Here is a 24,733-nt window from a genome sequence, read left to right on the forward strand (position 1 = left end):
AATCCCTCCTTACGCGCTCAGCAGCTGCTTCATATCGTCTTCAACGTTGGTCACGGAACGCAGACCGAATTTCTCGTTCAGCACGGCCAGCAGGTCCGGCGTCAGGAAGCCTGGCGCGGTCGGTCCGGTCACGATGTTGGTGACGCCAAGAGAGAGCAGGGTCAGCAGGATGACAATCGCTTTCTGCTCAAACCATGACAGCACCAGGGACAGAGGCAGATCGTTCACGCCGCAGCCCAGTTTCTCCGCCAGGGTGACCGCCAGAATGATGGCCGAGTAAGCATCGTTACACTGGCCCGCATCAATCAGGCGCGGCAGGCCTTCGATATCGCCGAAGTCCAGCTTGTTGAATCGGTATTTACCGCACGCCAGGGTCAGGATCAGGCAGTCTTCCGGCACGCTGGTGGCGAAATCGGTGAAGTAGTTACGCTCGCCGCGCGCGCCGTCGCAGCCGCCGACGAGGAAGATGTGGCGCAGCTTTTCACGGCTGACGAGATCGATCAGTGAATCGGCGGCGCCGAGAAGCGTCTCGCGACCGAAGCCGACGGTGATCAGGTGCGGGATCTCGCTGTACGGGAAGCCCGCCATCTGCTGCGCCTGGGCGATAACCGGACCGAAATCATCACCTTCAAGATGGCTCACGCCCGGCCAGCCGACGATGCTGCGGGTCCAGATGCGGTCATCGTACGCGCCGACGGTAGGGTCGATGATGCAGTTAGATGTCATCACGATAGGGCCCGGGAAGCGGGCGAACTCAACCTGCTGATTCTGCCAGCCGCTGCCGTAGTTACCGATCAGATGCTTAAATTTACGCAGCTCCGGGTAGCCGTGCGCGGGCAGCATTTCACCGTGGGTATAAACGTTAACGCCGGTGCCTTCGGTTTGCTTCAGCAGGTTGTAGAGATCTTTCAGGTCGTGACCGGAGATCAGGATGCACTTGCCTTCGGTAGCCTTGACGTTGACCTGCGTTGGCGTCGGGTGGCCGTAGGTGCTGGTTTCACCGGCGTCCAGAATGCTCATCACCCTGAAGTTCATCTGGCCGATTTCCATTGAGCACTCAAGCAGGGCATTCATATCGGCAGGCCAGGTGCCCAGCCACGCCATGATTTTGTGGTACTGCGCATAAATCTCATTGTCGTACTGACCCAGAACGTGCGCGTGCTCCATATACGCCGCAGCGCCTTTCAGGCCGTACAGGCACAGCAGGCGCAGGCCGAGAATGTTCTCCCCAATCGCCGCTTTGTCTTTGTTCGGGGTGAATTCTGCCGCCTGGCGCTGGAGGTCGCCGAGATCGTCGCTGACCAGCTGAAGTTCTGACATCGGGTTTTCCACGCGGGCGCTGGCATCCGCCTTCAGACACTGTGCCTTCAGCGCTTCACGCAGGGCAATCGCTTCGCGGGCGTAGCCGACAATGCGCGGAGAGTCGAAGTTAACGTTGGTCAGCGTGGAGAAAAACGCGCGCGGGGCGAAGCTGTCGACGTAGTGGTCGACTATGCCGTATTCGCGGGCTTTGAACGCCCAGGCGGAAAGGCCTTGCAGAGCCGCAATCAGCAGGTCCTGCAGGTCAGATGTTTCTGCGGTTTTGCCGCACATACCCTGTGCGTAGGAGCAGCCGTTGCCTGCCGGGGTACGGATGGTTTGTTCACATTGCACACAAAACATAATCACACCTGTTAAAGTTATATTTGATATACATGTTTAAGGTTATGCTCGTGCCGGAACGGTGAAAAGGGCTTTCTGCTACAAAATAGAGGGAGATTGATTTAGCGCAATTTTGGCGGCAGGAAACCTACCGCCAAAGAAGTATCAGGCTGAGAAAAAGGCCATCAGAACCGGAACCAGGAGGCTTAAAATGAAGCCGTGAACGATAGCCGCGGGCACCATCTCCAGCCCGCCGGAGCGTTGTAATACCGGCAGGGTAAAGTCCATCGACGTCGCACCGCACAGGCCCAGCGCGGTAGAACGACTGCGGCGAACCAGGCTCGGGATCAGCATGATGGCGATCAGCTCTCGCGCCAGATCGTTAAAGAAGGCAGCGCTGCCGATCACCGGGCCGAATGATTCAGTAAGCAGAATACCGGAGAGGGAGTACCAGCCAAAACCTGATGCCATCGCCAGGCCGGTTTTCAGCGGCAGATCGAGCACAAAGGCATTAATGACGCCCGCCACCATTGAACTGGCGACAACAATGACGGCAACCATCATTCCCCGACGGTTCAGGACAATTTGCCTCAGGGTCATGCCATTATTTCGCAGCTGAATACCAATAAGGAACAGCAGGAAGATCAGCGTATATTCGCTGGCCTCAGTTGCGTGCTGCAAAAAAGCCCAACCGGTCAGCCCAAGAAGAAAACCGAGCACCACCACGCCGCATAATTTTAACGATTCAAGCGCCATTGCAATTCGAGAAGGAAGCTTTTCCTGATGATGGTGATTTTTCCATGGAATAGTGCGTTCCAGCCACAGCAGCGCGGCAATATTGCACAGCAAAATAACGACTACGGTGACGACAGAATAATGGAGAATTGAGAGTAAATTCGCTGACAGGTTGTCCAGAAATGCCAGGCTAATCCCCATAAAGAAAAGTATCACGTAGACAATCCAGCTGAGGAATCGATTAATGAGCCTTAATGCGGATTCACGATGGAGCGGAATAAGATAGCCCACGATCAAGGGCAACAAAATGATGAGGAGTCCTGAAAACATGAACAGCCGGTCCTTTTTGAGTATCGGTTAAGCGCCAGTGACACTACCCAATAAAGGCTGTTCAGTAAAGCGGCAAAAGAGAGCCGGGTAGCGGCTGCGCCTTACCCGGCCTACAAGTGCATTCTCACGTAGGTCGGGTAAGCGTTAGCGCCACCCGACACCGCGAGCAATTAATCGAGTTTTTCCAGCAGGGTGCGGTACAGCACGCCGCCCAGGATACCACCGATAATTGGCATCACCCAGAACAGCCACAGCTGCTCAAGCGCCCAGCCGCCCTGGAAGATGGCGACGGCGGTACTGCGTGCCGGGTTAACGGAGGTGTTGGTGACCGGAATAGAAATCAGGTGGATAAGCGTCAGCGCCAGACCAATGGCAATCGGGGCAAAACCAGCTGGCGCATGTTTGTCGGTTGCGCCGTGGATCACCAGCAGGAAGCCGGCGGTCAGCACAATTTCAATCACGATGGCAGACAACATGGAGTAGCCGCCCGGAGAATGCTCGCCGAAGCCGTTAGAGGCAAAGCCGCTGGCCGCCGCGTCGAACCCGGCTTTACCGCTGGCAATTACGTACAGAACGCCAGCCGCAATAATACCGCCAACCACCTGCGCCACAATATAACCAATTACCTCTTTCGCCGGAAAACGACCGCCGGCCCATAAACCTAATGTCACGGCCGGGTTAAAATGACCGCCGGAAATATGCCCGACGGCAAACGCCATGGTTAACACGGTTAAACCAAAAGCCAGCGCGACGCCGACAAAACCAATGCCTAATTCCGGGAATGCTGCTGCCAGAACGGCACTACCGCAGCCACCAAATACCAGCCAGAATGTACCAAAGCATTCTGCTGCCAATTTTCTAAACATAACCACCTCAAAAATTTCCGCACGCTTTCCCGCGCGCGGGATATATCGCCATAAAGGGATGACGACTCGAAGAGCCCGTATTTTAGAAACCAACAACATCCCTTCGCCACTTAAATAAATTCGATTAATTTGATTTAAGGCAATGTGATGTCAATCCTTGTTCAAATCAGCGGTAAATAGAGCATAGACCAATTCTTGTAAGGGTGAATGTTATGCTGTCGTGACAGAGCACCTCCCGCTATACTGCTGATAACTTGAAGGAAAAAGTGATCATTTGTCGGGGGATTTATGCTTCTCGAACGTGTGGAAATTGTCGGGTTTCGCGGTATTAACCGCCTGTCACTGCAGCTGGAGCAAAACAACGTCCTGATCGGCGAGAACGCGTGGGGCAAGTCCAGCCTGCTGGATGCATTGACGCTACTGCTTTCGCCCGAGGACGATCTGTATCACTTTGTCCGCGACGATTTCTGGTTTCCACCCGGCGACGTGACGGGGCGCGAGAAGCACCTGCACATCATCCTGACGTTCCGCGAATCCGAGCCCGGACGTCACCGCGTGCGTCGCTTCCGCCCGCTGTCACCCTGTTGGGTGCCGTGCGATGACGGTTTTCAACGGATTTTCTACCGGCTGGAAGGTGAGATGGCGGAGAACGAGGGGGTACTCACCCTGCGTGATTTTCTCGATGAGAAAGCTAACCCCATCCCGCTGGACAATATCGACGATCTGGCCCGTCACCTGATCCGTCTGACGCCTGTGTTACGCCTGCGCGATGCGCGTTTTATGCGGCGTATTCGTAACGGTACCGTACCCAATATGCCGGAAGTGGAAGTCACCGCCCGCGAGCTGGATTTTCTGGCAAGAGAGCTGGTGTCGCGTCCGCAGAATCTTACTGATGGCCAAATTCGTCAGGGGTTGTCCGCAATGGTACAGCTTCTGGAGCACTATTTTTCCGAACAGGGAACGTCTGAGTCGCGCCATCGCCTGATGCGCCGCCGCTCTCATGATGAGCAGCGAAGCTGGCGTTATCTCGACATCATTAACCGGATGATCGACCGGCCCGGAGGTCGTACCCATCGGGTGATTCTGCTGGGGCTGTTTTCAACGCTTCTGCAGGCCAAAGGCACCGTTCGTCTTGACCGGGACGCCCGGCCGCTGCTGCTGGTGGAAGACCCGGAAACGCGCCTCCATCCCATCATGCTCTCCGTGGCATGGCATCTGCTGAATCTGCTGCCGCTGCAGCGTGTCACGACCACCAATTCCGGGGAGCTATTATCGCTGACGCCGGTAGAACACGTCTGTCGCCTGGTGCGTGAATCCTCCCGCGTCTCCGCTTTCCGGCTTGGGCCGGGCGGTTTGAACGCGGAAGACGGGCGGCGCATCGCTTTCCATATTCGCTTTAACCGGGCGTCGTCGCTCTTTGCCCGCTGCTGGCTGCTGGTTGAGGGGGAAACGGAAACCTGGGTCATCAACGAACTGGCGCGCCAGTGCGGCCACCATTTTGATGCGGAAGGCATCAAGGTTATCGAGTTCGCCCAGTCGGGATTAAAGCCACTGATAAAATTTGCCCGCCGGATGGGGATCGAGTGGCACGTTCTGGTCGACGGCGATGAGGCTGGCAAAAAATATGCCTCGACCGTGCGAAGCCTGCTGAGTAACGAGCGAGAGGAAGAGCGCGACCATTTAACTATGCTGCCCGCCATGGACATGGAACACTTTATGTATCGTCAGGGGTTTGACGACGTATTCCACCGAATTGCCATGGTGCCGGTCGATGTCCCGATGAATATGCGGCGCGTGATCGCCAAAGCTATTCATCGTTCCTCAAAACCGGATTTAGCCATTGAAGTGGCGACGGAGGCGGGGAGGCGGGGCGTGGAGGCTGTACCGACCCTGTTGCGGAAGATGTTCTCCCGCGTGCTGTGGCTGGCTCGCGGGAGAGCAGATTAACGTTGGGTCGCCTGTTTCACCTGCTGAATCAGGCTATCCAGCAGCTCGTAGCGGCGGCGATATTCGGAACGCTTTTTGCTGGCGATCTCTTCCATCGGTTTACGCGGCATGACGAGCGGCAGCATAAAGTTACCGCTGTCCTGCTTTTCACCGCCGATGGAGATCCAGAAACTGTCGTAATCGGCCAACAGTTTCCCCTCTTTTTTCTTGCGGTAGCGCCAGCTGCGATAAATGTGCGTATCGTTACTGACGGCGACAATTTGCTCTACCGGGAACGCGGCGCCGAGGGTCATGGCGGCCTCGACCAGCAGACGTTTCGGGAACAGGCCATGGCAGGCTTTCGTCGCACCCTGGATCAGCTCATGCGGAACATGCGCTTTTGCGCCCTGCAAACCGCCAATGAACAGCGTCGATTTTCCCTCAAACTGGCAGAGGGTAAAGGTCATCTCCGCCAGCGCCGTATTTTGACCGTCACAGAAAACGAGGGTAGCTTCTCCCTCTTTATCCATAAACGCATCGGCACACAGACGGACGGTAAATTGCTGTTCATCTTTTCCGGTTAAGGTCAGCAGAGTCACGCCCTGCTTTGAAAGATAACCACTGGTCAGCTTTGCCGGCAGCTGGCGACACATCATCTGATAGTGCCATGACAGCGATTCCAGCGTACGCTGTCTATCCATATTGACCGTCAACCACGGACGATGAAGGCGGCAGGGCAGTCCCGGCTGAACCTGGAGCATTTGCATCAGGTGCGGATGTTCTGCAAGGTCAGACAGCAGGCGAGCGGTGCTGAGCGGTGTCGCCAGTGAACGCAGCATGAACTTACGTCTGTAGGCGGTTTTTTCCCATGCCAGCCCGGGCGCGATCTCACCGAAAGCCAGTTTTTTGAAGAGTTGCCAGCCGGATTTAGGCTGCGGCAGGTTTGAAAGTGATGTGTCGACGATAGAAGACATGGTAGATCCTGATCCTTTTGGAATATCGCTATTTCAACAGGAGAAATGTCAACGTCTCGTAAACAAATTAGGGCGATTTCAGAGAACAGGGGTTTCGTTGAGGAGTCGTTTAGATAGAATCAACATTTATAATTGCCAGAACATTTATTTGGAATATTTATGAATATCAAGGGAAAACGCAGAACGCTGTTTCTGCTGCTGGCGGTCGTGGTTTTAGCCGGTGGGTACTGGCTATGGCAGGTGCTGAATGCGCCGGTGCCGCAGTATCAGACACTGATTGTTCGCCCGGGGGAACTGCAGCAAAACGTCCTTGCGACGGGCAAGCTTGACGCTTTGCGCAAGGTTGACGTCGGCGCGCAGGTTAGCGGCCAGCTGAAAACGCTGTCGGTTGAGATTGGCGATAAGGTGAAAAAAGGCCAGCTGCTCGGCGTTATCGACCCTGAGCAGGCTGAGAACCAGATCCGCGAGGTGGAAGCCACGCTGATGGAGCTGCGCGCGCAGCGTGCGCAGGCGCTGGCAGAACGTAACCTGGCGCAGGTGACGCTGACCCGACAGCAGGCGCTGGCCAAAACCCAGGCGATTTCGAAGCAGGATTTAGACACGGCCACCACGGAACTGGCGGTGAAACAGGCGCAGATTGGCACGATTGACGCGCAAATCAAGCGCAATCAGGCCTCGCTGGATACGGCGAAAACCAACCTCGACTACACCAAAATCGTTGCGCCGATGGCGGGTGAAGTGACCCAGATCACTACGCTGCAGGGCCAGACGGTGATTGCCGCGCAGCAGGCGCCAAACATTCTGACGCTGGCGGACATGAGCACTATGCTGGTCAAAGCCCAGGTTTCAGAGGCGGATGTTATCCATCTTAAGCCGGGACAGAACGCCTGGTTTACGGTGCTGGGCGATCCGCAGACGCGCTACGAAGGCGTGCTGAAAGACATTCTGCCGACGCCGGAAAAAGTTAACGACGCTATTTTTTACTATGCCCGCTTTGAGGTGCCAAACCCGCAGGGCGTGCTGCGTCTGGACATGACCGCACAGGTGCATATCCAGCTGACCGGCGTGAAGAACGTGCTGACCATTCCGCTCTCCGCGCTCGGCGAATCCGCCGGGGATAGCCGTTATAAAGTGAAAGTGCTGCGCAACGGCGAAACGCGCGAGCGTGAGGTTGTGATAGGCGCGCGCAACGACACCGACGTGGTGGTGGTGAAAGGACTGGAAGAGGGCGAGGAGGTTGTTGTCAGCGAAAGCCTGCCCGGAGCCGCCAAATGACGGCGCTGCTTGAGCTGAAGGACATTCGTCGCAGCTATCCGTCGGGCGACGGCCCGGTGGAGGTGCTGAAGGGCATCTCCCTGCGCGTGGAGGCGGGCGAGATGGTGGCGATTGTCGGGGCATCGGGTTCCGGTAAATCGACGCTGATGAACATTCTCGGCTGTCTGGATAAACCCACCAGCGGCACGTACCGCGTGGCCGGAACGGATGTCTCCACGCTGGACGGCGACGCGCTGGCGAAGCTGCGCCGGGAACATTTCGGCTTTATCTTCCAGCGTTACCATCTGCTTTCTCATCTTAATGCGGCGCAGAACGTTGAAGTGCCCGCGGTGTATGCGGGCGTCGAGCGGAAAAAGCGACTTGAACGCGCGCAGATGCTGCTGACGCGTCTGGGGCTGGCGGAGCGGGTGGAATACCAGCCCTCGCAGCTGTCCGGCGGCCAGCAGCAGCGCGTGAGTATTGCCCGTGCCCTGATGAACGGCGGGCAGGTGATCCTCGCGGATGAGCCGACCGGGGCGCTCGACAGCCATTCCGGCGAAGAGGTGATGGCGATCCTGCACCAGCTTCGCGATCGGGGGCACACCGTCATCATCGTGACCCACGATCCGCAGGTGGCGGCGCAGGCGGAGCGCATAATTGAGATCCGCGACGGCGAGCTGGTCAGCAACCCGCCGCCGCGTGAGCCCAGGGCTGCGGCGCCGAAAGAAGCGCTGCCGGCATCAACCGGCTGGGGGCAGTTCTCCAGCGGCTTTTGCGAAGCGCTGACCATGGCCTGGCTGGCGATGGCGGCCAACAAAATGCGTACCCTGCTGACGATGCTCGGCATCATTATCGGTATCGCCTCGGTGGTGTCGATCGTGGTGGTGGGCGACGCGGCCAAGCAGCTGGTGCTGGCAGATATCCGCGCTATTGGCACCAATACCATTGACGTCTATCCCGGCAAAGACTTTGGCGACGACGAGCCGCAGTATCAACAGGCACTGAAATACGACGACCTGGCGGCCATTCAGAAGCAGCCATGGGTCAACTCCGCCACGCCTGCGGTGTCGCAGAACCTGCGTCTGCGCGTGGGTAATGTTGACATGGCAGCCAGCGCGAACGGCGTGAGCGGAGACTACTTCAACGTCTACGGTATGACCTTCAGCGAAGGCGCCACCTTCAACGCCGAGCAGCTGGCGGGCAGGGCGCAGGTGGTGGTGCTGGACGCGAATTCGCGCAGACAGCTCTTCCCCAATAAAGCCAACGTGGTGGGCGAAGTGATCCTGGTCGGCAACATGCCTGCCACGGTTATCGGCGTGGCGGAAGAGAAGCAGTCGATGTTTGGCAGCAGCAAGATCCTGCGCGTCTGGCTGCCCTATACCACCATCTCCGGGCGGATTATGGGGCAGTCCTGGCTCAACTCCATCACCGTGCGCGTGAAGGAGGGCTACGACAGCGCGCTGGCCGAACAGCAGCTTGAGCGGCTGTTAACCCTGCGCCACGGGAAGAAAGATTTCTTCACCTGGAATATGGACGGCCTCTTGAAAACGGCGGAAAAGACCACACGTACTCTTCAGCTGTTCCTCACGCTGGTGGCGGTGATTTCGCTGGTCGTCGGCGGTATCGGGGTGATGAACATCATGCTGGTGTCGGTAACCGAACGTACCCGGGAGATTGGCATCCGCATGGCGGTCGGGGCCCGGGCCAGCGACGTGCTGCAGCAGTTTTTGATTGAAGCCGTGCTGGTGTGTCTGGTCGGCGGTGCGATGGGGATTGCGCTCTCGATGATGATCGCCTTCGCGCTCCAGCTCTTTTTACCCGGCTGGGAAATTGGCTTCTCGCCGGTGGCCATTATTACCGCATTCTTGTGTTCAACCTTTACCGGCATTTTGTTTGGCTGGTTGCCCGCCCGCAACGCGGCGCGGCTGGATCCGGTGGACGCGCTGGCTCGGGAATAACCCGAAAATAAAAATGCCAGCCGATCGGGCTGGCATTTTGACTGCGGGATGTACACAATAAAACAGAGAGCTATGCAACCGTCTCAGCTTCAATGGGGACGATAAGGCTGGCATGATTGCCTTTTGGTCCCTGGTGAACATCGAACCGGACGGACTGCCCGGCTTTGAGCGTTCTGTAACCATCCATCTGAATGGTGGAATAGTGAGCGAAGATATCCTCGCCGCCGCCTTCGGGGCAGATGAAGCCAAACCCTTTGGCGTTGTTGAACCACTTAACAGTACCCATTTCCATGCTTCGACATCCTTCGTAAATCTTATAAGTTAAGATGGAATGAACCGGTGGTGGAGTGGGGGCTGTTCAAAACCTCGCCATCTCACGCTTGTACAATTTAGAGAAACGAAAGAAGTCGTCAAGCGTTTGGCGCTGGAGATGGGACAATAATCAACCAAAGTTTGAAGCAGTTAACGCTATTGCAACAGTTTGTGACAGACATCGCGGATGACAGTAATAGATGATTGTTATCTAACATCTGAGGTAGATTCAAAGTGGTTATGCATAATGGGTAAGACCAACGATTGGCTGGATTTTGACCAGCTGGCGGAAGACAAAGTGCGCGACGCGCTAAAACCGCCATCTATGTATAAAGTTATGTTAATGAACGATGATTACACGCCGATGGAATTTGTTATTGACGTGCTACAAAAGTTCTTTTCTTATGATGTAGAACGTGCAACGCAACTGATGCTTACCGTTCATTATCGTGGCAAAGCTATCTGCGGCATCTTCACAGCCGAAGTGGCGGAAACCAAAGTGGCGATGGTGAACGACTATGCGAGGGAGAACGAGCATCCGTTGCTGTGTACGCTGGAAAAGGCCTGATAAGGCATAAAATTGGGGGAGGTGCCTATGCTCAATCAAGAACTGGAACTCAGTTTAAACATGGCTTTCGCCAGAGCGCGTGAGCACCGACATGAGTTTATGACCGTCGAGCATTTACTGCTCGCACTGCTTAGCAACCCATCTGCCCGCGAAGCGCTGGAAGCCTGCTCCGTGGATCTGGTGGCGCTACGTCAGGAACTCGAAGCCTTCATCGAACAAACCACACCGGTGCTGCCAGCCAGTGAAGAAGAGCGCGACACGCAGCCGACGCTCAGCTTCCAGCGCGTGCTGCAGCGCGCGGTATTCCACGTCCAGTCTTCCGGGCGTAGCGAAGTGACTGGCGCAAACGTCTTGGTCGCCATCTTCAGCGAGCAGGAGTCACAGGCTGCCTATCTGCTGCGCAAACACGAAGTCAGCCGCCTCGACGTGGTTAACTTTATCTCTCACGGAACGCGCAAAGACGAGCCTAACCAGGCATCGGATTCCAGCAATCAGGTCAATAACAATGAAGAGCAAGCAGGCGGGGAGGATCGTATGGAAAACTTCACCACCAACCTTAACCAGCTTGCTCGCGTTGGCGGTATCGACCCGCTGATTGGTCGCGATAAAGAGCTGGAGCGCGCGATCCAGGTGCTGTGCCGTCGCCGCAAGAACAACCCGCTGCTGGTGGGGGAGTCAGGCGTGGGTAAAACCGCGATTGCCGAAGGGCTTGCCTGGCGCATTGTCCAGGGCGACGTGCCGGAAGTGATTGCCGACTGCACTATCTACTCGCTGGATATCGGCTCGCTGCTGGCGGGTACGAAATACCGCGGTGATTTTGAAAAACGCTTCAAGGCGCTGTTGAAACAGCTGGAGCAGGACACCACCAGCATCCTGTTTATCGATGAAATTCACACCATCATCGGGGCAGGTGCGGCCTCCGGTGGCCAGGTGGATGCGGCTAACCTGATCAAACCGTTGCTCTCCAGCGGCAAGATCCGCGTGATTGGCTCCACGACCTACCAGGAGTTCAGCAACATCTTTGAGAAAGACCGTGCGCTGGCGCGCCGCTTCCAGAAAATCGACGTGACCGAACCGTCCGTCGAGGAAACGGTGCAGATCATCAACGGCCTGAAGCCGAAGTACGAAGCGCACCACGACGTGCGTTACACCGCGAAAGCGGTACGTGCGGCGGTGGAGCTGGCGGTGAAATACATCAACGACCGTCATCTGCCGGATAAGGCGATTGATGTGATTGATGAGGCCGGGGCGCGTGCGCGCCTGATGCCGGCCAGCAAGCGTAAGAAAACCGTTAACGTGGCGGATATTGAGTCCGTGGTGGCCCGCATCGCGCGTATCCCCGAGAAGAGTGTTTCTCAGAGCGACCGCGACACGCTGCGCACCCTCGGTAATCGCCTGAAAATGCTGGTCTTTGGTCAGGATAAAGCCATTGAAGCCTTAACCGAAGCGATCAAGATGGCCCGTGCCGGGCTGGGGCATGAGCACAAGCCTGTTGGTTCCTTCCTGTTTGCCGGCCCGACCGGCGTGGGGAAAACCGAGGTAACGGTTCAGCTCTCCAAAGCGCTGGGCATTGAGCTGCTGCGCTTTGATATGTCCGAGTATATGGAGCGTCACACCGTCAGCCGTTTGATTGGTGCGCCTCCTGGCTACGTGGGCTTTGACCAGGGCGGCCTGCTCACCGACGCGGTGATCAAGCACCCGCACGCGGTACTGCTGCTCGATGAAATCGAGAAAGCGCACCCGGACGTGTTCAACATCCTGCTGCAGGTGATGGACAACGGGACGCTGACCGACAACAACGGGCGCAAAGCTGACTTCCGCAACGTGGTGCTGGTAATGACCACTAACGCCGGGGTGCGAGAAACCGAGCGTAAGTCCATCGGCCTGATCCACCAGGATAACAGCACCGATGCGATGGAGGAGATCAAGAAGATCTTCACGCCGGAGTTCCGTAACCGTCTGGACAACATTATCTGGTTCGATCACCTGTCTACCGAGGTGATCCATCAGGTCGTGGATAAGTTCATCGTCGAGCTGCAGGTTCAGCTGGATCAGAAAGGCGTGTCGCTGGAAGTGAGCCAGGAGGCCCGAAACTGGCTGGCCGAGAAAGGCTACGACCGTGCGATGGGCGCCCGTCCAATGGCGCGTGTAATTCAGGACAACCTGAAGAAACCGCTGGCGAACGAGCTGCTGTTTGGCTCGTTGGTGGACGGCGGCCAGGTGACCGTGGCGCTGGATCAGACGAAGAACGAACTGACGTACGATTTCCAGAGTGCGGCGAAGCACAAGCCGGAAGCGGCTCACTGAGTGAGTTGAAGGCTAATGTTAAAAACCGGGCATTTGCCCGGTTTTTTTGTTCCTGCTTTTCTCCCTCTTACAGTGGGAGAGGGCCGGGATGACGGCATCAGGCCGCAGAGGAATTTTGCGAGGCGCTTTCCACTTTTGTTCGACGTTGGATTCTGGATAAATCCACAGTAATAAAGTGGAGGCGAACCTGCAAATCAGGTGTCAGGACTGGCATCCTGTAAGTGTATGAATTGACAATCTTACGTGCTCACCTGAACATGTGTTATTGCCTGGAGCCGGTTTATAAGACGTAAAATACGGGCTCACAGAATCAATTTTTGGTTATAAATACAGCCAAGACCCACTAAATGCTGGCTTACTACCCGGGCCCCATAGTTATGACACTGTAATGACCATGGATGGGCTTTCAGCCAGGCACCAAATGCAGTGCAGGGTGCAAGCGTAATCAAAGCAGGTTCCGCTGTACTTTGCTGTCCGGTTAGTAGGCCAATCATCTTGCATCTCTCGCCATTATCCCAGCGCTCCCATACATTCTTCCACCATCCCATTTTCCAGCTGCCAGTCAGGTAAAATGACTTTTCAGAGAGCATGGCGTTTTCAGGCTTTTCAGACACAAACCACAGATTGGTTTTTCCGCGGCGAACCTCTGTTGACCAGGCCGTAATTGCACCGCCACGCAAGACGCACTCATGCGCGAGATAATGATCGGTTACACCCGGGAATCGTCGTTTTAATCGCTGAAAATGACTGTGTATGGTTATGACAGGACGGACTATGCTTCCCCGGTCGTTTCGCTTAAGTTCGGCGCTACCGTACTGAATTTCATCAAACTGACTCCGCGTCAGAAATTGCTTCTCTTGCTCACGAATAAGATCAACATCGCTCGACGGTAATATCGCAGAAGGGTTGGGCTGTGAGCTTTTATAGAGCAACGAATCGCCTGCCTTCCAGTCGCAATAGTTGGTTGTTATTTGAATAATTTTGCCGGAGTCAGCATCGGCACTGATCACAACATACAGTTTTTGCCTCGCAGAATGACCCTGAAACGGTAGAACTATTGTGGTCGTTGACACCCTTGTTAGCGCAGGGAATGAAACATGCAGATCGTGCTCGAACCCGTTAACCGCTTGCGCAAGGACCCTTTGATTTGTCGTTTCACCAGAGTGCACCCCTTGTTCGAGCCGGGAAAGAAGGGCGATATTTTTATCCTGGCATTGAGCATTGTCATAGTGTGGAGTAAACACATAGCGGCAGGTACAACATTGAAGGCGTGGGGTTCTGGCTTTTGTGTATCCATAGTGAATGATGCGAGTTGTAAAACAGCGAGGACAACCTTGTCCTGTATTTCCCAATTTTTGTTGCATGAAGTGTCTGAACCACTCGTCACATTCTTTTTTATTAAACAAGGGCGGAAGGCTGCCACATTTTTGACATTCAAGAGCAGCGTAGCCGAGACGATAAACAGGAACAACATAATCACTCGCATCGGGTATTCCAAGATTAGGGCATGACCAGCTTTTACAAACATTCAGGTCTATTTTTGGAGCGCATTCCATGCATATCACCAACTGATTCTGTGAGTCGATGATTTTCACGCCTCTCTTTTTTATATGCCGTGAGAAAGTTCACAAAATCTGTTTTTTGCTAATCGATAATGAAACTCTTCTTTTAATTAGAGAGTTGAAATATGAAAAAAACAGTAATCGCAGTTTTATTATTGTCGGGATATGCTTCGCTAAGTCCAGCGCAGGACGTTACCGTCATTTATACTAATGATCTGCATGCCCATGTTGAGCCTTATAAACTCCCCTATGTTGCAGAGGGAAAAAGAGCTGTGGGTGGCTTTGCAAATATTGCAACATACGTTAAGCAAGAAAAGAAAAACAATAAGGCTACTTTTTATTTCGATGCTGGGGATTATTTTACCGGCCCGTATATCAGTAGCCTGACAAAAGGGAAGGCAATCATAGATATTATGAATACAATGTCATTTGATGCTGCGTCTATCGGCAATCATGAGTTCGATCATGGTTGGGATAATACCCTTATACAGCTCAGTCAGGCTAAATTCCCGATACTGTTAGGGAACGTCTTTTATAAAAACAGTAATGTCCTCTTCTGGAATAACCCTTATACCATCATCGAAAAGGATGGCATTAAAATTGGGGTTATTGGGTTGCACGGCGTGTTTGCATTCGATGATACCGTTTCTTCGTCAATGCGTCAGGGGATTGAAGCGCGTGACGAGGTGAAATATCTCCAGCATTATCTGGATGAACTCCGTGGAAAAGTGGATATTACCGTTGCACTTATGCATGAAGGTTTCCCTGCACGCCAGTCCAGTATCGGCAATGCAGACGTGAAGCGCGCCCTTGATAAGGATATTCAGACGGCGAAGCAGGTGAAGGGCTTGGATATTCTGATTACCGGACATGCGCATGTTGGAACAGTGGAGCCGCTCAAAGTAGGCAACACGTTGGTACTTTCGACTGACAGTGGGGGGATTGATATCGGTAAGCTGGTTCTCGATGTGGATCTAAAAACGCATCACCATAAAATAAAAAGCTTCGAACTTAAAACCCTGTATGCCGATGAATGGAAACCCGATCCGGCAACTCAGAGCGTTATTGATACCTGGAATAAAAAACTGTCCGAAACGGTTCGCCAAAAAGTTGGTGAGACTCCTGTTACGCTTACGCGCGCCTATGGTGAGTCATCTTCACTTGGAAATTTATTTACCGATGCAATGCTTGCTGCAGCGCCTGATGCGCAGCTGGCGCTCACTAATTCAGGTGGTCTTCGCGCAGACTTGAATGCCGGTCCGATAACCCTTGGCGATGTTATCAGCGCTTTTCCGTTTCCAAATGAGCTAACTGTCATGGATTTGAAAGGGAAATCCTTACGCAATCTTATGGAACACGGTGCGTCACTTACAAATGGTGTTTTGCAGATGTCGAAAGGACTGGAAATGCGATACGACCAACATAAACCTGCTGGACACCGCGTTGTGCTATTTACGCTTAATGGCAAGCCGATTGTAGATACTGATACCTATCGCGTAGCGACAAATAGTTTCCTTGCTCCTGGGGGCGATGGTTTTACCGCATTTATCGATGGTCAGAACAAACAGGTAAAAGGTGGGTATAACCTTTCTGATGCGGTTATTGATTATCTGGTAAAAGGAAATAAGATCATTCCCCAACAGGTGAAAGAAATGCGTGTAAAAGAAGTTGAACAGTAATACTTAATAACAGGTGAACAACATGGCAATTACCTATCTTGGAATGGATCTCGCGCCTGCAAATAACCAGCTTGCAGTATATCTGAAGTTTATAATTGATGAAGCGGTAACATATTCCTATACAGTTCTTGGAAGATTAACTAGCGCATCAAGTTTAGATTTTACGTATTCATCAAATGACATTATCTCTCTATCTGAGATAAAAATTCCGGTTATTGGACTGTACGCAAACTATCTTAATCAAGTGCAGGTTGTTTTTAAAAACCTTAGCGGAGTGGAAATTTTTAATCAAACCATTCAGGTAAGCACACAGGAACAAGTCTATCGCGATGCGACAATATTCCATATCGATATTGAGCAAACGGATCCCACTAAGTTTGCGGCCGTATGGGGAAACAGTTGGTTAATGACCACCAATTGTGATGGTTACGACCAAAATGGCGATCTTCGTTGCTATTATGCTCAGCCCTATCGTAATCAGATGCTAAAAACGCATAATGGTTATTTCTATATCGGCAGTGATGAAGATGAACACTGGTATGGCCGACGTTTTTTTAAAATTGATATTTTAGGCAATGAGATTCTGGAATTTGATTTACGTGACCGCGATGGCAACCGCTATGCTAATACCCACGATCTGATCTGGGATTCAGCCGGTAATCTCTTCATGATTGGTAATGATAACCCGGATCGTTCGACCAATACGATGAGGCAGGATGCATCAATTTTAAAATTTGATGAAAAGACAGGCATGATGCTGTGGGCAAAAAATTATACGCGTGCATTCGATAATACGCAGATCCTGAATAATAGCCCTACAAACGATGCTCACCTTAACTCGCTTTCCTGGATCCCCGAGGGTGAAGCAAACTCTGAAGCGATTGTTGTCCATACTCGCTCTGCAGGCCTGACGTTTGGTATTTCTCCTGCCGATGGTACGATATTATGGAGTATTAATACCGGTGGATTTAACCCTGGTTTCGCAGCGGGGCAGGGCGTTACGCAGATAGAAACTTCCGGTATTACGAATTTTGAAAATGGTGCTCATACCGTATTCGTCACTAAAAATAGCGCTTTTGCTGGGTTAAACAATGAGGCCGAAGGCAAATTCGTTCTTTCGCTATTTGATAATCGCTCCTGCGTTGATAATGAAGGAAACGCGGTTACTCGTGATATTACTCTTGATCCAACGGCTGATGTTTACAAAACCGATCCTGCAAGGGTCATGTTCTATGCTGTTGATCTGGTTGCCAAAACAGCAACTCAGACAGGTAGCATTATCCAGTTACCTTCCTCTCGCGTTCCTCAAATCACTGATTTTATGGGGGCTGCAATCGATTATGGTGACTACTATGGTATCTACACCAACCACGCTCGCTCTTTCTTTATCAGTGATGCGACAGGCCATATTATTGCCACAATCTACGATCTGATTTGTACTCTGGATGGCTATCCCGAGTTCCCAGGCGAGTGCTATCGGGCAAGGTTGTTTGCGAAAGACGAGCTTGATGCTTTGATAAATATAGGTTACCAGGTGGCAAACGGCTGAAAGCATAGCGAGACACAGCCATTAAAGGACATTGCGGCTGCTAATGTCGGTCACTTTCAGTGGCTGGCATTGCTGTCGAACAGACAGCCCTGAGGCAGAATCGAATGCTCAAATAATCGCCTGCAGCACAAAAAAGTAAGGCCGGGAAAATCCCGGCCTTATTTAATATTCATCTGCCATTACAGGCGAAAACAATTAGCGACTACGGAAGACAATGCGGCCTTTGCTCAGGTCGTACGGGGTCAGTTCAACAGTCACTTTGTCGCCCGTCAAAATGCGGATGTAGTTTTTGCGCATTTTACCGGAGATGTGCGCAGTTACCACGTGACCGTTTTCCAGCTCTACGCGAAACATGGTATTAGGCAACGTATCAAGTACGGTACCCTGCATTTCAATATTGTCTTCTTTGGCCATCTAATCCTCTGGGGTATCACTACCAAGTTTTGAACCGGCAAGATAATGCCGAAATTCATCAATTAAGTAAAGAATTGCGCGATTAAAACGCAGCAAAACAGTTTCGGCGCATTGCCCAAGCGTCACGGTACAACCGAACAGGAAACGCATTCGTAAAGGGGAGACAACAGGATAAACGTCAGAACGTTATCTGAAGCGAGGGTCCCAAACGGCGGCGGGGCAACAGGCAGAAGCTACTCTGCGGCATAATTATAACACCCTCACAAAAAATATGCGGAAAACATTTAGGCATTGGGCATAAAGAGCGTTCTCGGTATCCAGAAGTCGCGGGGGAGCTTCTCCTGACGGCTGGCATCCAGATGCTCAATGTACTGGCGTCGCGGGATCTCAACGGCACCGAGAGAGGCCGTGTGCTCGTTGAGCACCTGACAATCGATCAGGCGTCCGCCGCGCTGGGCAAATGCCTGGCAGAAGACCAGCAGCGCCGTTTTCGAGGCGTTAACCGCGCGGGAGAACATCGACTCGCCGCAAAACAGCGTACCCTGCGCCACGCCATACATGCCGCCGACGAGTGCTCCGCCGTCCCACACCTCGATTGAGTGGGCGTAGCCAAGCTCATGAAGCTGGTGGTAGGCGGTAATAATATCTCGGGTTATCCATGTTCCCTCAAAGCGGTCTTCGGCACAGCCTTCAATGACCTGACCAAAGGCGTGATTAAGGGTGACGCGGTACGGTGATTTTGCATGGAAACGCTTCATGCTGCGGCTCAGGTGAAACTGATCTGGCCACAGCACGGCGCGCGGATCGGGAGACCACCATAAAATCGGATCGCCGGGAGAAAACCAGGGGAAGATACCGCGCTGGTATGCCATCAATAGTCGAGCAGGACTGAGGTCACCGCCAAGGGCCAGCAGCCCATTGGGCTCACGCAGCGCCCCTTCCGGAGAAGGGAACGCGATGTTATGACGAGAAAGCTGGACCAGGCGCATGACAGCAAAACTCCAGTACGCGAGTGAGGACGCTACAAATATAGTCTACAGACGCTGTTTAAACTGGTAGTAGCGACCCTGTTTCGCCAACAGCTCTGCGTGACTACCTTGCTCAATAATGTGTCCGTTGTCCATCACAATTATCCGATCAAAACTCGCCAGTCCGCGCAGGCGGTGCGTGACCATCAGGACGGTTTTACCGGTCATGACATTGGCCAGCAAATCAAGGATTTGACTCTCGGTCGTGGCGTCCAGCCCTTCGGTGGGCTCGTCAAGCAGCATCAGCGGAGCATCGTGCAGCAGCGCGCGCGCAATCGCCAGGCGGCGCAGCTCACCGCCGGAAAGCTGACGGCCGCCTTCACCCAGCCAGCTGTTCAATCCATCGTCCTCAAGTAGCTTATGCAGCCCGACCTGTTCCAGCACGGCGCGAAGCGTATCATCAGTGGCCTCTGGGGCTGCCAGCAGCAGGTTATCGCGCAGTGTGGCGCTAAACAAATGCACGCGCTGCGGAACGACGCTGACGGTTTTGCGCAGGGCTTGCTCGCTAAAATCGATCAGCGACGTGTTATTAAAACGAATCTGACCGCGCTGCGGATCCCAGGCGCGGGTCAGCAGCTGCAGCAGCGTCGATTTACCGCAGCCGGTACGGCCGAGGATCGCAATCCGCTGTCCGGCATTAACAGAAAGGGTGATACCCTCCAGCGCGTTCTGTGCCTGTTTGTCATAGCTGAAGGTGACATCGTCAAGCGTCAGCGCAACCTGCTCTGGTACCGCGGTCTGTCCGGCACTGAACGTGACTTCAGGCTCCTGCTCGGCAATCTGGGTGATGCGCAGGGCAGAGGCGATAACCTGACCCAGGTGCTGGAAGGCGCCCGTCACCGGGGCCAGCGCTTCAAATGCGGCCAGCGCACAGAAAACGAAAAGGGCAATAAGAGGACCCGGCTGTGTATTTCCCCCGATATCGCCGGAAGCCAGCCACAGCATGGCAATCACCGCCACACCGCCGATTAGCATCATTAGCGCCTGAGAAAAGGCCGTCAGTTCCGACTGGCGGCGCTGGGCTTCATGCCAGTTTAGCTCCGTACTTTCCATGCGGGCGCGGTAGCACTTGCTGGCACCAAAAATGGTCAGCTCTGCCTGGCCCTGAAGCCAGGAGGTCAGCTGCTGTCGATAGTCCCCACGCAGACGAGTCAGGTTTTCCCCGGTGGATTTCCCGGCGCGGTAAAACAGCGGCGGCAGAACGATAAGCGTTAACAGCATTATCCCGCCCAGCGTCAGCGCAACGGGAACATCCAGAACAGACAGCCCCAGCGTGACCACCAGAATCACCACAAACGCGCCCACGATAGGGGAAATTACGCGCAGATAAAGGTGATCCAGCGTGTCGACATCCGCCACCACGCGGTTAAGCAACTCGCCCTGACGAAAACGCGCCAGCCCGGCAGGGGAGAGGGGCAGCAGTTTGCTGAAGGTGTAGATACGCAGGTGCTGCAGCACGCGGAAGGTGGCGTCGTGGCTCACCAGGCGTTCGAAATAGCGTCCGGCAGTACGGGTGATGGCGGTACCGCGAACCCCGGCCGCCGGAAGCATATAGTTGAAGCTGTATAATCCGGCGAACCCCGCGACGGCCGAGGCCGACAGAAACCAGCCAGAAAGCGTGAGCAGGCCAATGCTGGCGAGCAGCGTGACAATCGCCAGCACAATCCCCAGCGTCAGCATCCATTTATGGCGTTTATAGAGCGCAAGATAAGGCAGCAGAGCGCGCATCAGATATCCTCCTGACGGTTCGCCAGCAGAGCGGCAAATGGTCCCTGGGCTGCAACGAGAGAGGCGTAATCGCCTTGCTCAACAATACGACCGTTCTCCATGACCCAGATCTGGTCCCAGTCGGCAATGCCTTCCAGCTGGTGGGTAACCATCAGCGTGGTTTGCTGCCGGGAGGCAGCGTTCAGGGCCTCCATTACGCGCTGCTCGCTGTGGGCATCCAGGCTTGCTGCGGGCTCGTCCAGCAGCATCAGCTGGCATGGGTTAAGCAGCGCTCGGGCAACGGCCACGCGCTGCGCCTGCCCGACCGACAGCCCGGCGGACTGATCGCCGACCACGGTATCCACCCCTTTCGGCAGCAGCGGCAGAAATTCGCTGACCCAGGCGCGGTCGAGAACCGATTGCAGCTCATCTTCACGCGCGTCCGGGCGCGCCAGAAGCACGTTTTCACGCAGCGTAGAAGCCGGGAGCTGCGGGTTTTGTCCTACCCAACTGAGCTGTTTACGCCAGGCGTCAGGCTCGAGGTTGCGCAGTTCGGTTTTGTTGATCCGCAGTGAACCCGTGTAGGCCATAAAACCGGATAGCGCGTTCAGTAGAGAGCTTTTCCCGGAACCGCTGGTGCCGACGAGCACCACGCGTTGTCCGGCAGGTAAGGTAAAGTTCAGCGGACCGGCGAGGACTTTGCCTTCGGGCGACAGAATGGAAAAGTCCTGCGCTTCAATCGTCACCGGATCTTTAGCATTCAGCGTTACGTCACCCCGCTCCGGGTGGGCCAGCGGCGTTTCCAGAAACGTTTTCAGGCTATCGGCGGCGCCAACCGCCTGCGCTTTGGCGTGATAGAAGGTTCCCAGATCGCGAAGCGGCTGGAAAAATTCCGGCGCCAGTATCAGCGCCAGGAAACCGGCAGAAAGGGTCACCGCCGTGCCGTAATGGCCAAAATCCAGCGCGCCAAGGTAGGAGAAGCCGAAGTAGACCGCCACGAGGGCAATCGACAGAGAGGTAAAGAATTCCAGTACGCCGGAAGATAAGAAGGCGAGGCGTAAGACTTCCATGGTGCGCTGACGGAAGTCCTGTGACGCCTTGCGAATATTTTCGGTTTCCGCTTCACCGCGGCCAAAAATGCGCAATGTCTCCATGCCGCGAAGACGATCGAGGAAATGGCCACTCAGGCGACCCAATGCCAGGAAGTTACGGCGGTTGGCATCCGCTGCCCCCATCCCGACCAGCGCCATAAACAGTGGGATCAGCGGGGCGGTTCCCATCAGAATCAGCGCCGCCATCCAGTTCACCGGGAAGATAGCGATAACGATCAGCAGCGGAACGAAGACGGCAAGGGCCATCTGCGGCAGATAGCGCGCGTAATAGTCGTGCATATCGTCAATCTGCTCAAGGATCAGCGTCGCCCAGCTACCGGCCGGTTTACCCTGGATCCAGGCGGGCCCGGCTTCCTGAAGACGATCGAGCACCTGACGGCGGATCTCGTAACGGATGTGCTGTCCGGCGTGAAAACCGACGCGCTCACGCAGCCATACCACCCAGGCGCGCAGAACAAAAATCAGGATCAGGACAATAAAGGGCAGCAGGAGCGCTTCGCGCGGGATGTTCTCCATGATCATGTGATTTAGAATGCGGGCCAGCAGCCATGCCTGGGCAACAATCAACAGACCGCTAACGAACCCCAAAAGGCGGGAAATCGTAAGCCAGCGGCGGGAAATAACGCTTTGCTGTTTCAGCCAGCGTGTTAACTCTTGTTGACGGGTTTTTTCCATTGCGTACTTTGCAGGTGACGTTATTAGAAGTTGGGCAGCGCAATGTTACAACGGGGAGACAATAAAGGCGACTTATCGCCGCCTTTATTTACGTTTGTTACTGACTTGTAAAGATTATTTACCTTGTTCAGCCAGTCCATCGAGGTAGCGTTCAGCGTCCAGCGCGGCCATACAGCCGGTGCCCGCAGAAGTAATCGCCTGACGATAAATATGGTCCATCACGTCGCCGGCCGCGAACACACCCGGGATGCTGGTCTGGGTCGCATTACCGTGAATGCCGGACTGCACTTTGATGTAGCCGTTTTCCAACTCCAGCTGACCGTCGAAAATCGCGGTGTTCGGACTGTGACCGATCGCCACAAACAGGCCCGCCACTTCCAGCGTTTCAACGTTATCAGTGTTCTGGGTATCACGGATACGCAGACCGGCAACGCCCATCTGGTCTCCCGTCACCTCTTCCAGGGTACGGTTGGTATGCAGCACGATGTTGCCACTTGCTACTTTATCCATCAGACGTTTGATCAGGATCTTCTCCGCGCGGAAGGTTTCGCGACGGTGGATCAGGTGCACCTCAGAGGCAATGTTTGCCAGATAGAGCGCTTCTTCCACTGCGGTGTTGCCGCCGCCGATGACCGCGACTTTCTGATTACGGTAGAAGAAACCGTCGCAGGTTGCGCAGGCAGAGACGCCGCGGCCTTTGAACGCTTCTTCGGATGGCAGACCGAGGTAACGGGCAGAAGCACCCGTGGCGATGATCAGCGCGTCGCAGGTGTATTCGCCGCTGTCGCCCGTCAGGCGGAACGGACGGTTCTGAAGATCGACCTTATTGATGTGGTCGAACAAAATTTCGGTTTCGAATTTAGCGGCATGCTCGTGCATACGTTCCATCAGCAGCGGCCCGGTCAGGTCGTTCGGGTCCCCTGGCCAGTTTTCCACTTCGGTGGTGGTGGTCAGCTGACCGCCTTTTTCCATACCGGTAATGAGTACCGGGTGCAGGTTAGCGCGTGCAGCATAGACCGCTGCGGTATATCCCGCAGGTCCAGAACCAAGGATTAGCAGCTTACTGTGTTTGGCCGTGCCCATGAGATCCCCATTGTTGTTGGCAGACATTTGGCTGGATTGTAGGGAATTTGTTGCCGTAAAAAAAGAGCGCAGCAATTTTGATATCAATCTGTGTAATAGCCATGGACGATGAATAGCGCGCGATAACCTCACGCTTTCTCGATAAAAGCGGTCGTTTCTAAGGCAATAAAATGAGGATTAATACCCTGCCGTAATGAATATCCGGCATGTTGTACTAAAAAACGATGTTTTGCTTTGACAATCCCCTGCGCTTTTGCGAAAACATTCAAGGAAGAAAAAAAACCGCGTTAACCGTATGCCGCATAGGCATGCACGTAAATGCCATTTTTACCGGGTCAGTGAAATCTACGCATGGCGTGGACAGACGCCATACGTGATGTCGGTGACAGCCTTCGGGCAACGGTCTTCTTACCAACAGAACCCGAATCCGCATCGCGTCTATTACATAATCAGGCGATGTGATGACTAACGGGTACAGGCTCTGAACAGTGATGTGCACAGGGTCCAGGCAGGAGTAGGGAAGGAATACAGAGAGACAATAATAATGGTAGATAGCAAGAAGCGCCCTGGCAAAGATCTCGACCGTATCGATCGTAACATTCTTAATGAATTGCAAAAGGATGGGCGTATTTCCAACGTCGAGCTTTCAAAACGTGTGGGACTTTCCCCGACGCCGTGCCTTGAGCGTGTGCGCCGACTGGAAAGACAGGGTTTCATTCAGGGCTACACTGCTCTGTTGAACCCGCATTATCTGGATGCCTCACTTCTGGTATTTGTTGAGATTACTCTGAATCGTGGTGCGCCGGATGTGTTTGAACAATTCAACGCCGCTGTACAAAAACTTGAAGAAATTCAAGAGTGTCATCTGGTGTCCGGTGATTTCGACTACCTGTTGAAAACCCGAGTGCCTGATATGTCCGCCTACCGTAAGCTGCTGGGGGAAACCCTGCTGCGTCTGCCAGGCGTGAACGACACCCGTACATATGTGGTGATGGAAGAGGTCAAACAGAGCAATCGTCTGGTTATTAAGACGCGCTAACACGGAACAGGTGC

At 54.1% G+C, this 24,733-nt stretch carries 19 protein-coding genes; 8 read left to right on the top strand and 11 right to left on the bottom strand.

The features are described 5' to 3' along the window. Positions 1–9: 9 nt before the first annotated feature. The 3 genes from hcp to aqpZ all read right to left on the bottom strand — a co-directional run bounded on the left by hcp (position 10) and on the right by aqpZ (position 3,572). On the bottom strand, positions 10–1,662 hold the full coding sequence (hcp, locus tag KGP22_RS07165; protein WP_033145071.1) for a hydroxylamine reductase: 1,653 nt from the start codon (positions 1,660–1,662) through the stop codon (positions 10–12). A gap of 144 nt (positions 1,663–1,806) precedes the next feature. Further along, a complete protein-coding gene (locus KGP22_RS07170) occupies positions 1,807–2,706 on the bottom strand; it encodes a lysine exporter LysO family protein (protein WP_111963907.1) in 900 nt (299 codons plus the stop codon). A 170-nt stretch (positions 2,707–2,876) separates the two neighbouring features. Then, positions 2,877–3,572 (bottom strand): aquaporin Z, encoded by a 696-nt coding sequence (gene aqpZ, locus KGP22_RS07175; RefSeq protein WP_223581765.1) that lies wholly within the window; start codon positions 3,570–3,572, stop codon positions 2,877–2,879. A gap of 288 nt (positions 3,573–3,860) precedes the next feature. Between aqpZ and KGP22_RS07180 the strand changes: the two genes are divergently transcribed. After that, complete coding sequence (locus tag KGP22_RS07180) at positions 3,861–5,519, top strand: ATP-dependent endonuclease (RefSeq protein WP_111963908.1); 1,659 nt, start codon at positions 3,861–3,863, stop codon at positions 5,517–5,519. Here KGP22_RS07180 and KGP22_RS07185 read toward each other — a convergent pair. Further along, positions 5,516–6,472 carry a VirK/YbjX family protein gene (locus KGP22_RS07185; RefSeq protein WP_111963909.1) on the bottom strand — a complete coding sequence of 319 codons (957 nt, stop codon included), beginning with the start codon at positions 6,470–6,472 and terminating at the stop codon, positions 5,516–5,518. The genes KGP22_RS07180 and KGP22_RS07185 overlap by 4 nt on opposite strands. Positions 6,473–6,631: 159 nt before the next feature. On the opposite strand from KGP22_RS07185, the gene macA reads away from it, so the two are divergent. Together macA and macB are read left to right on the top strand one after the other, a co-directional pair. Continuing rightward, positions 6,632–7,747, top strand: coding sequence for a macrolide transporter subunit MacA (macA, locus tag KGP22_RS07190; RefSeq protein WP_111963910.1), 1,116 nt, complete (start codon positions 6,632–6,634; stop codon positions 7,745–7,747). Beyond that, positions 7,744–9,684 carry a macrolide ABC transporter ATP-binding protein/permease MacB gene (gene macB, locus KGP22_RS07195; RefSeq protein ID WP_111963911.1) on the top strand — a complete coding sequence of 647 codons (1,941 nt, stop codon included), beginning with the start codon at positions 7,744–7,746 and terminating at the stop codon, positions 9,682–9,684. Before macA ends, macB begins: the two co-directional genes overlap by 4 nt. Positions 9,685–9,754: 70 nt before the next feature. On the opposite strand, the gene cspD is transcribed toward macB, so the two are convergent. Beyond that, complete coding sequence (cspD, locus tag KGP22_RS07200) at positions 9,755–9,976, bottom strand: cold shock-like protein CspD (RefSeq protein WP_008499993.1); 222 nt, start codon at positions 9,974–9,976, stop codon at positions 9,755–9,757. A gap of 267 nt (positions 9,977–10,243) precedes the next feature. Here cspD and clpS point away from each other — a divergent pair, with 267 nt between their 5' ends. Next, the gene (clpS, locus tag KGP22_RS07205) at positions 10,244–10,564 is read left to right on the top strand and encodes an ATP-dependent Clp protease adapter ClpS (protein WP_006174393.1); all 321 of its coding nucleotides are present in this window, start codon (positions 10,244–10,246) and stop codon (positions 10,562–10,564) included. Between the two features lie 27 nt (positions 10,565–10,591). After that, positions 10,592–12,871: an ATP-dependent Clp protease ATP-binding subunit ClpA gene (gene clpA / locus KGP22_RS07210; RefSeq protein ID WP_223581768.1), complete on the top strand. Its 2,280-nt coding sequence runs from the start codon at positions 10,592–10,594 to the stop codon at positions 12,869–12,871. A 302-nt stretch (positions 12,872–13,173) separates the two neighbouring features. Here the strand turns inward: clpA and KGP22_RS07215 are convergent, their stop codons facing one another. Continuing rightward, a complete protein-coding gene (locus tag KGP22_RS07215) occupies positions 13,174–14,466 on the bottom strand; it encodes a hypothetical protein (RefSeq protein WP_146749028.1) in 1,293 nt (430 codons plus the stop codon). 92 nt (positions 14,467–14,558) lie between these two features. On the opposite strand from KGP22_RS07215, the gene KGP22_RS07220 reads away from it, so the two are divergent. Together KGP22_RS07220 and KGP22_RS07225 are read left to right on the top strand one after the other, a co-directional pair. After that, complete coding sequence (locus KGP22_RS07220; protein ID WP_111963915.1) at positions 14,559–16,112, top strand: bifunctional UDP-sugar hydrolase/5'-nucleotidase; 1,554 nt, start codon at positions 14,559–14,561, stop codon at positions 16,110–16,112. Positions 16,113–16,134: 22 nt separating this feature from the next. After that, entirely contained in the window at positions 16,135–17,661 is a 1,527-nt protein-coding gene (locus tag KGP22_RS07225) for an aryl-sulfate sulfotransferase (protein WP_111963916.1), read from the top strand. Positions 17,662–17,856: 195 nt separating this feature from the next. Here the strand turns inward: KGP22_RS07225 and infA are convergent, their stop codons facing one another. From infA to trxB, 5 genes are all read right to left on the bottom strand, one after another. Then, positions 17,857–18,075: a translation initiation factor IF-1 gene (gene infA, locus KGP22_RS07230; protein WP_002211347.1), complete on the bottom strand. Its 219-nt coding sequence runs from the start codon at positions 18,073–18,075 to the stop codon at positions 17,857–17,859. 284 nt (positions 18,076–18,359) lie between these two features. Then, positions 18,360–19,064 carry a leucyl/phenylalanyl-tRNA--protein transferase gene (gene aat / locus KGP22_RS07235; protein WP_111963917.1) on the bottom strand — a complete coding sequence of 235 codons (705 nt, stop codon included), beginning with the start codon at positions 19,062–19,064 and terminating at the stop codon, positions 18,360–18,362. 45 nt (positions 19,065–19,109) lie between these two features. Further along, on the bottom strand, positions 19,110–20,831 hold the full coding sequence (gene cydC / locus KGP22_RS07240) for a cysteine/glutathione ABC transporter ATP-binding protein/permease CydC (RefSeq protein WP_111963918.1): 1,722 nt from the start codon (positions 20,829–20,831) through the stop codon (positions 19,110–19,112). Then, positions 20,831–22,597, bottom strand: coding sequence for a cysteine/glutathione ABC transporter permease/ATP-binding protein CydD (gene cydD, locus KGP22_RS07245; RefSeq protein ID WP_111963919.1), 1,767 nt, complete (start codon positions 22,595–22,597; stop codon positions 20,831–20,833). Before cydD ends, cydC begins: the two co-directional genes overlap by 1 nt. 114 nt (positions 22,598–22,711) lie before the next feature. After that, positions 22,712–23,680, bottom strand: a complete 969-nt coding sequence (gene trxB / locus KGP22_RS07250) for a thioredoxin-disulfide reductase (protein ID WP_032638969.1) — start codon at positions 23,678–23,680, stop codon at positions 22,712–22,714. Positions 23,681–24,224: 544 nt separating this feature from the next. Here trxB and lrp point away from each other — a divergent pair. Then, entirely contained in the window at positions 24,225–24,719 is a 495-nt protein-coding gene (lrp, locus tag KGP22_RS07255; RefSeq protein ID WP_000228469.1) for a leucine-responsive transcriptional regulator Lrp, read from the top strand. Positions 24,720–24,733 lie beyond the last annotated feature (14 nt).

It is taken from the genome of Enterobacter sp. JBIWA005 (assembly GCF_019968805.1).
GTDB lineage: Bacteria > Pseudomonadota > Gammaproteobacteria > Enterobacterales > Enterobacteriaceae > Enterobacter > Enterobacter vonholyi.

Bases quoted from the DNA above. Each gene is read 5' to 3' on its own strand.
- clpA (WP_223581768.1), top strand. From the start codon at position 10,592: ATGCTCAATCAAGAACTGGAACTCAGTTTAAACATGGCTTTCGCCAGA.
- KGP22_RS07185 (WP_111963909.1), bottom strand. From the start codon at position 6,472: ATGTCTTCTATCGTCGACACATCACTTTCAAACCTGCCGCAGCCTAAA.
- KGP22_RS07225 (WP_111963916.1), top strand. From the start codon at position 16,135: ATGGCAATTACCTATCTTGGAATGGATCTCGCGCCTGCAAATAACCAG.
- KGP22_RS07220 (WP_111963915.1), top strand. From the start codon at position 14,559: ATGAAAAAAACAGTAATCGCAGTTTTATTATTGTCGGGATATGCTTCG.
- KGP22_RS07180 (WP_111963908.1), top strand. From the start codon at position 3,861: ATGCTTCTCGAACGTGTGGAAATTGTCGGGTTTCGCGGTATTAACCGC.
- cspD (WP_008499993.1), bottom strand. From the start codon at position 9,976: ATGGAAATGGGTACTGTTAAGTGGTTCAACAACGCCAAAGGGTTTGGC.
- aqpZ (WP_223581765.1), bottom strand. From the start codon at position 3,572: ATGTTTAGAAAATTGGCAGCAGAATGCTTTGGTACATTCTGGCTGGTA.
- cydD (WP_111963919.1), bottom strand. From the start codon at position 22,597: ATGGAAAAAACCCGTCAACAAGAGTTAACACGCTGGCTGAAACAGCAA.
- infA (WP_002211347.1), bottom strand. From the start codon at position 18,075: ATGGCCAAAGAAGACAATATTGAAATGCAGGGTACCGTACTTGATACG.
- clpS (WP_006174393.1), top strand. From the start codon at position 10,244: ATGGGTAAGACCAACGATTGGCTGGATTTTGACCAGCTGGCGGAAGAC.
- aat (WP_111963917.1), bottom strand. From the start codon at position 19,064: ATGCGCCTGGTCCAGCTTTCTCGTCATAACATCGCGTTCCCTTCTCCG.
- hcp (WP_033145071.1), bottom strand. From the start codon at position 1,662: ATGTTTTGTGTGCAATGTGAACAAACCATCCGTACCCCGGCAGGCAAC.
- trxB (WP_032638969.1), bottom strand. From the start codon at position 23,680: ATGGGCACGGCCAAACACAGTAAGCTGCTAATCCTTGGTTCTGGACCT.
- macB (WP_111963911.1), top strand. From the start codon at position 7,744: ATGACGGCGCTGCTTGAGCTGAAGGACATTCGTCGCAGCTATCCGTCG.
- cydC (WP_111963918.1), bottom strand. From the start codon at position 20,831: ATGCGCGCTCTGCTGCCTTATCTTGCGCTCTATAAACGCCATAAATGG.
- lrp (WP_000228469.1), top strand. From the start codon at position 24,225: ATGGTAGATAGCAAGAAGCGCCCTGGCAAAGATCTCGACCGTATCGAT.
- KGP22_RS07170 (WP_111963907.1), bottom strand. From the start codon at position 2,706: ATGTTTTCAGGACTCCTCATCATTTTGTTGCCCTTGATCGTGGGCTAT.
- macA (WP_111963910.1), top strand. From the start codon at position 6,632: ATGAATATCAAGGGAAAACGCAGAACGCTGTTTCTGCTGCTGGCGGTC.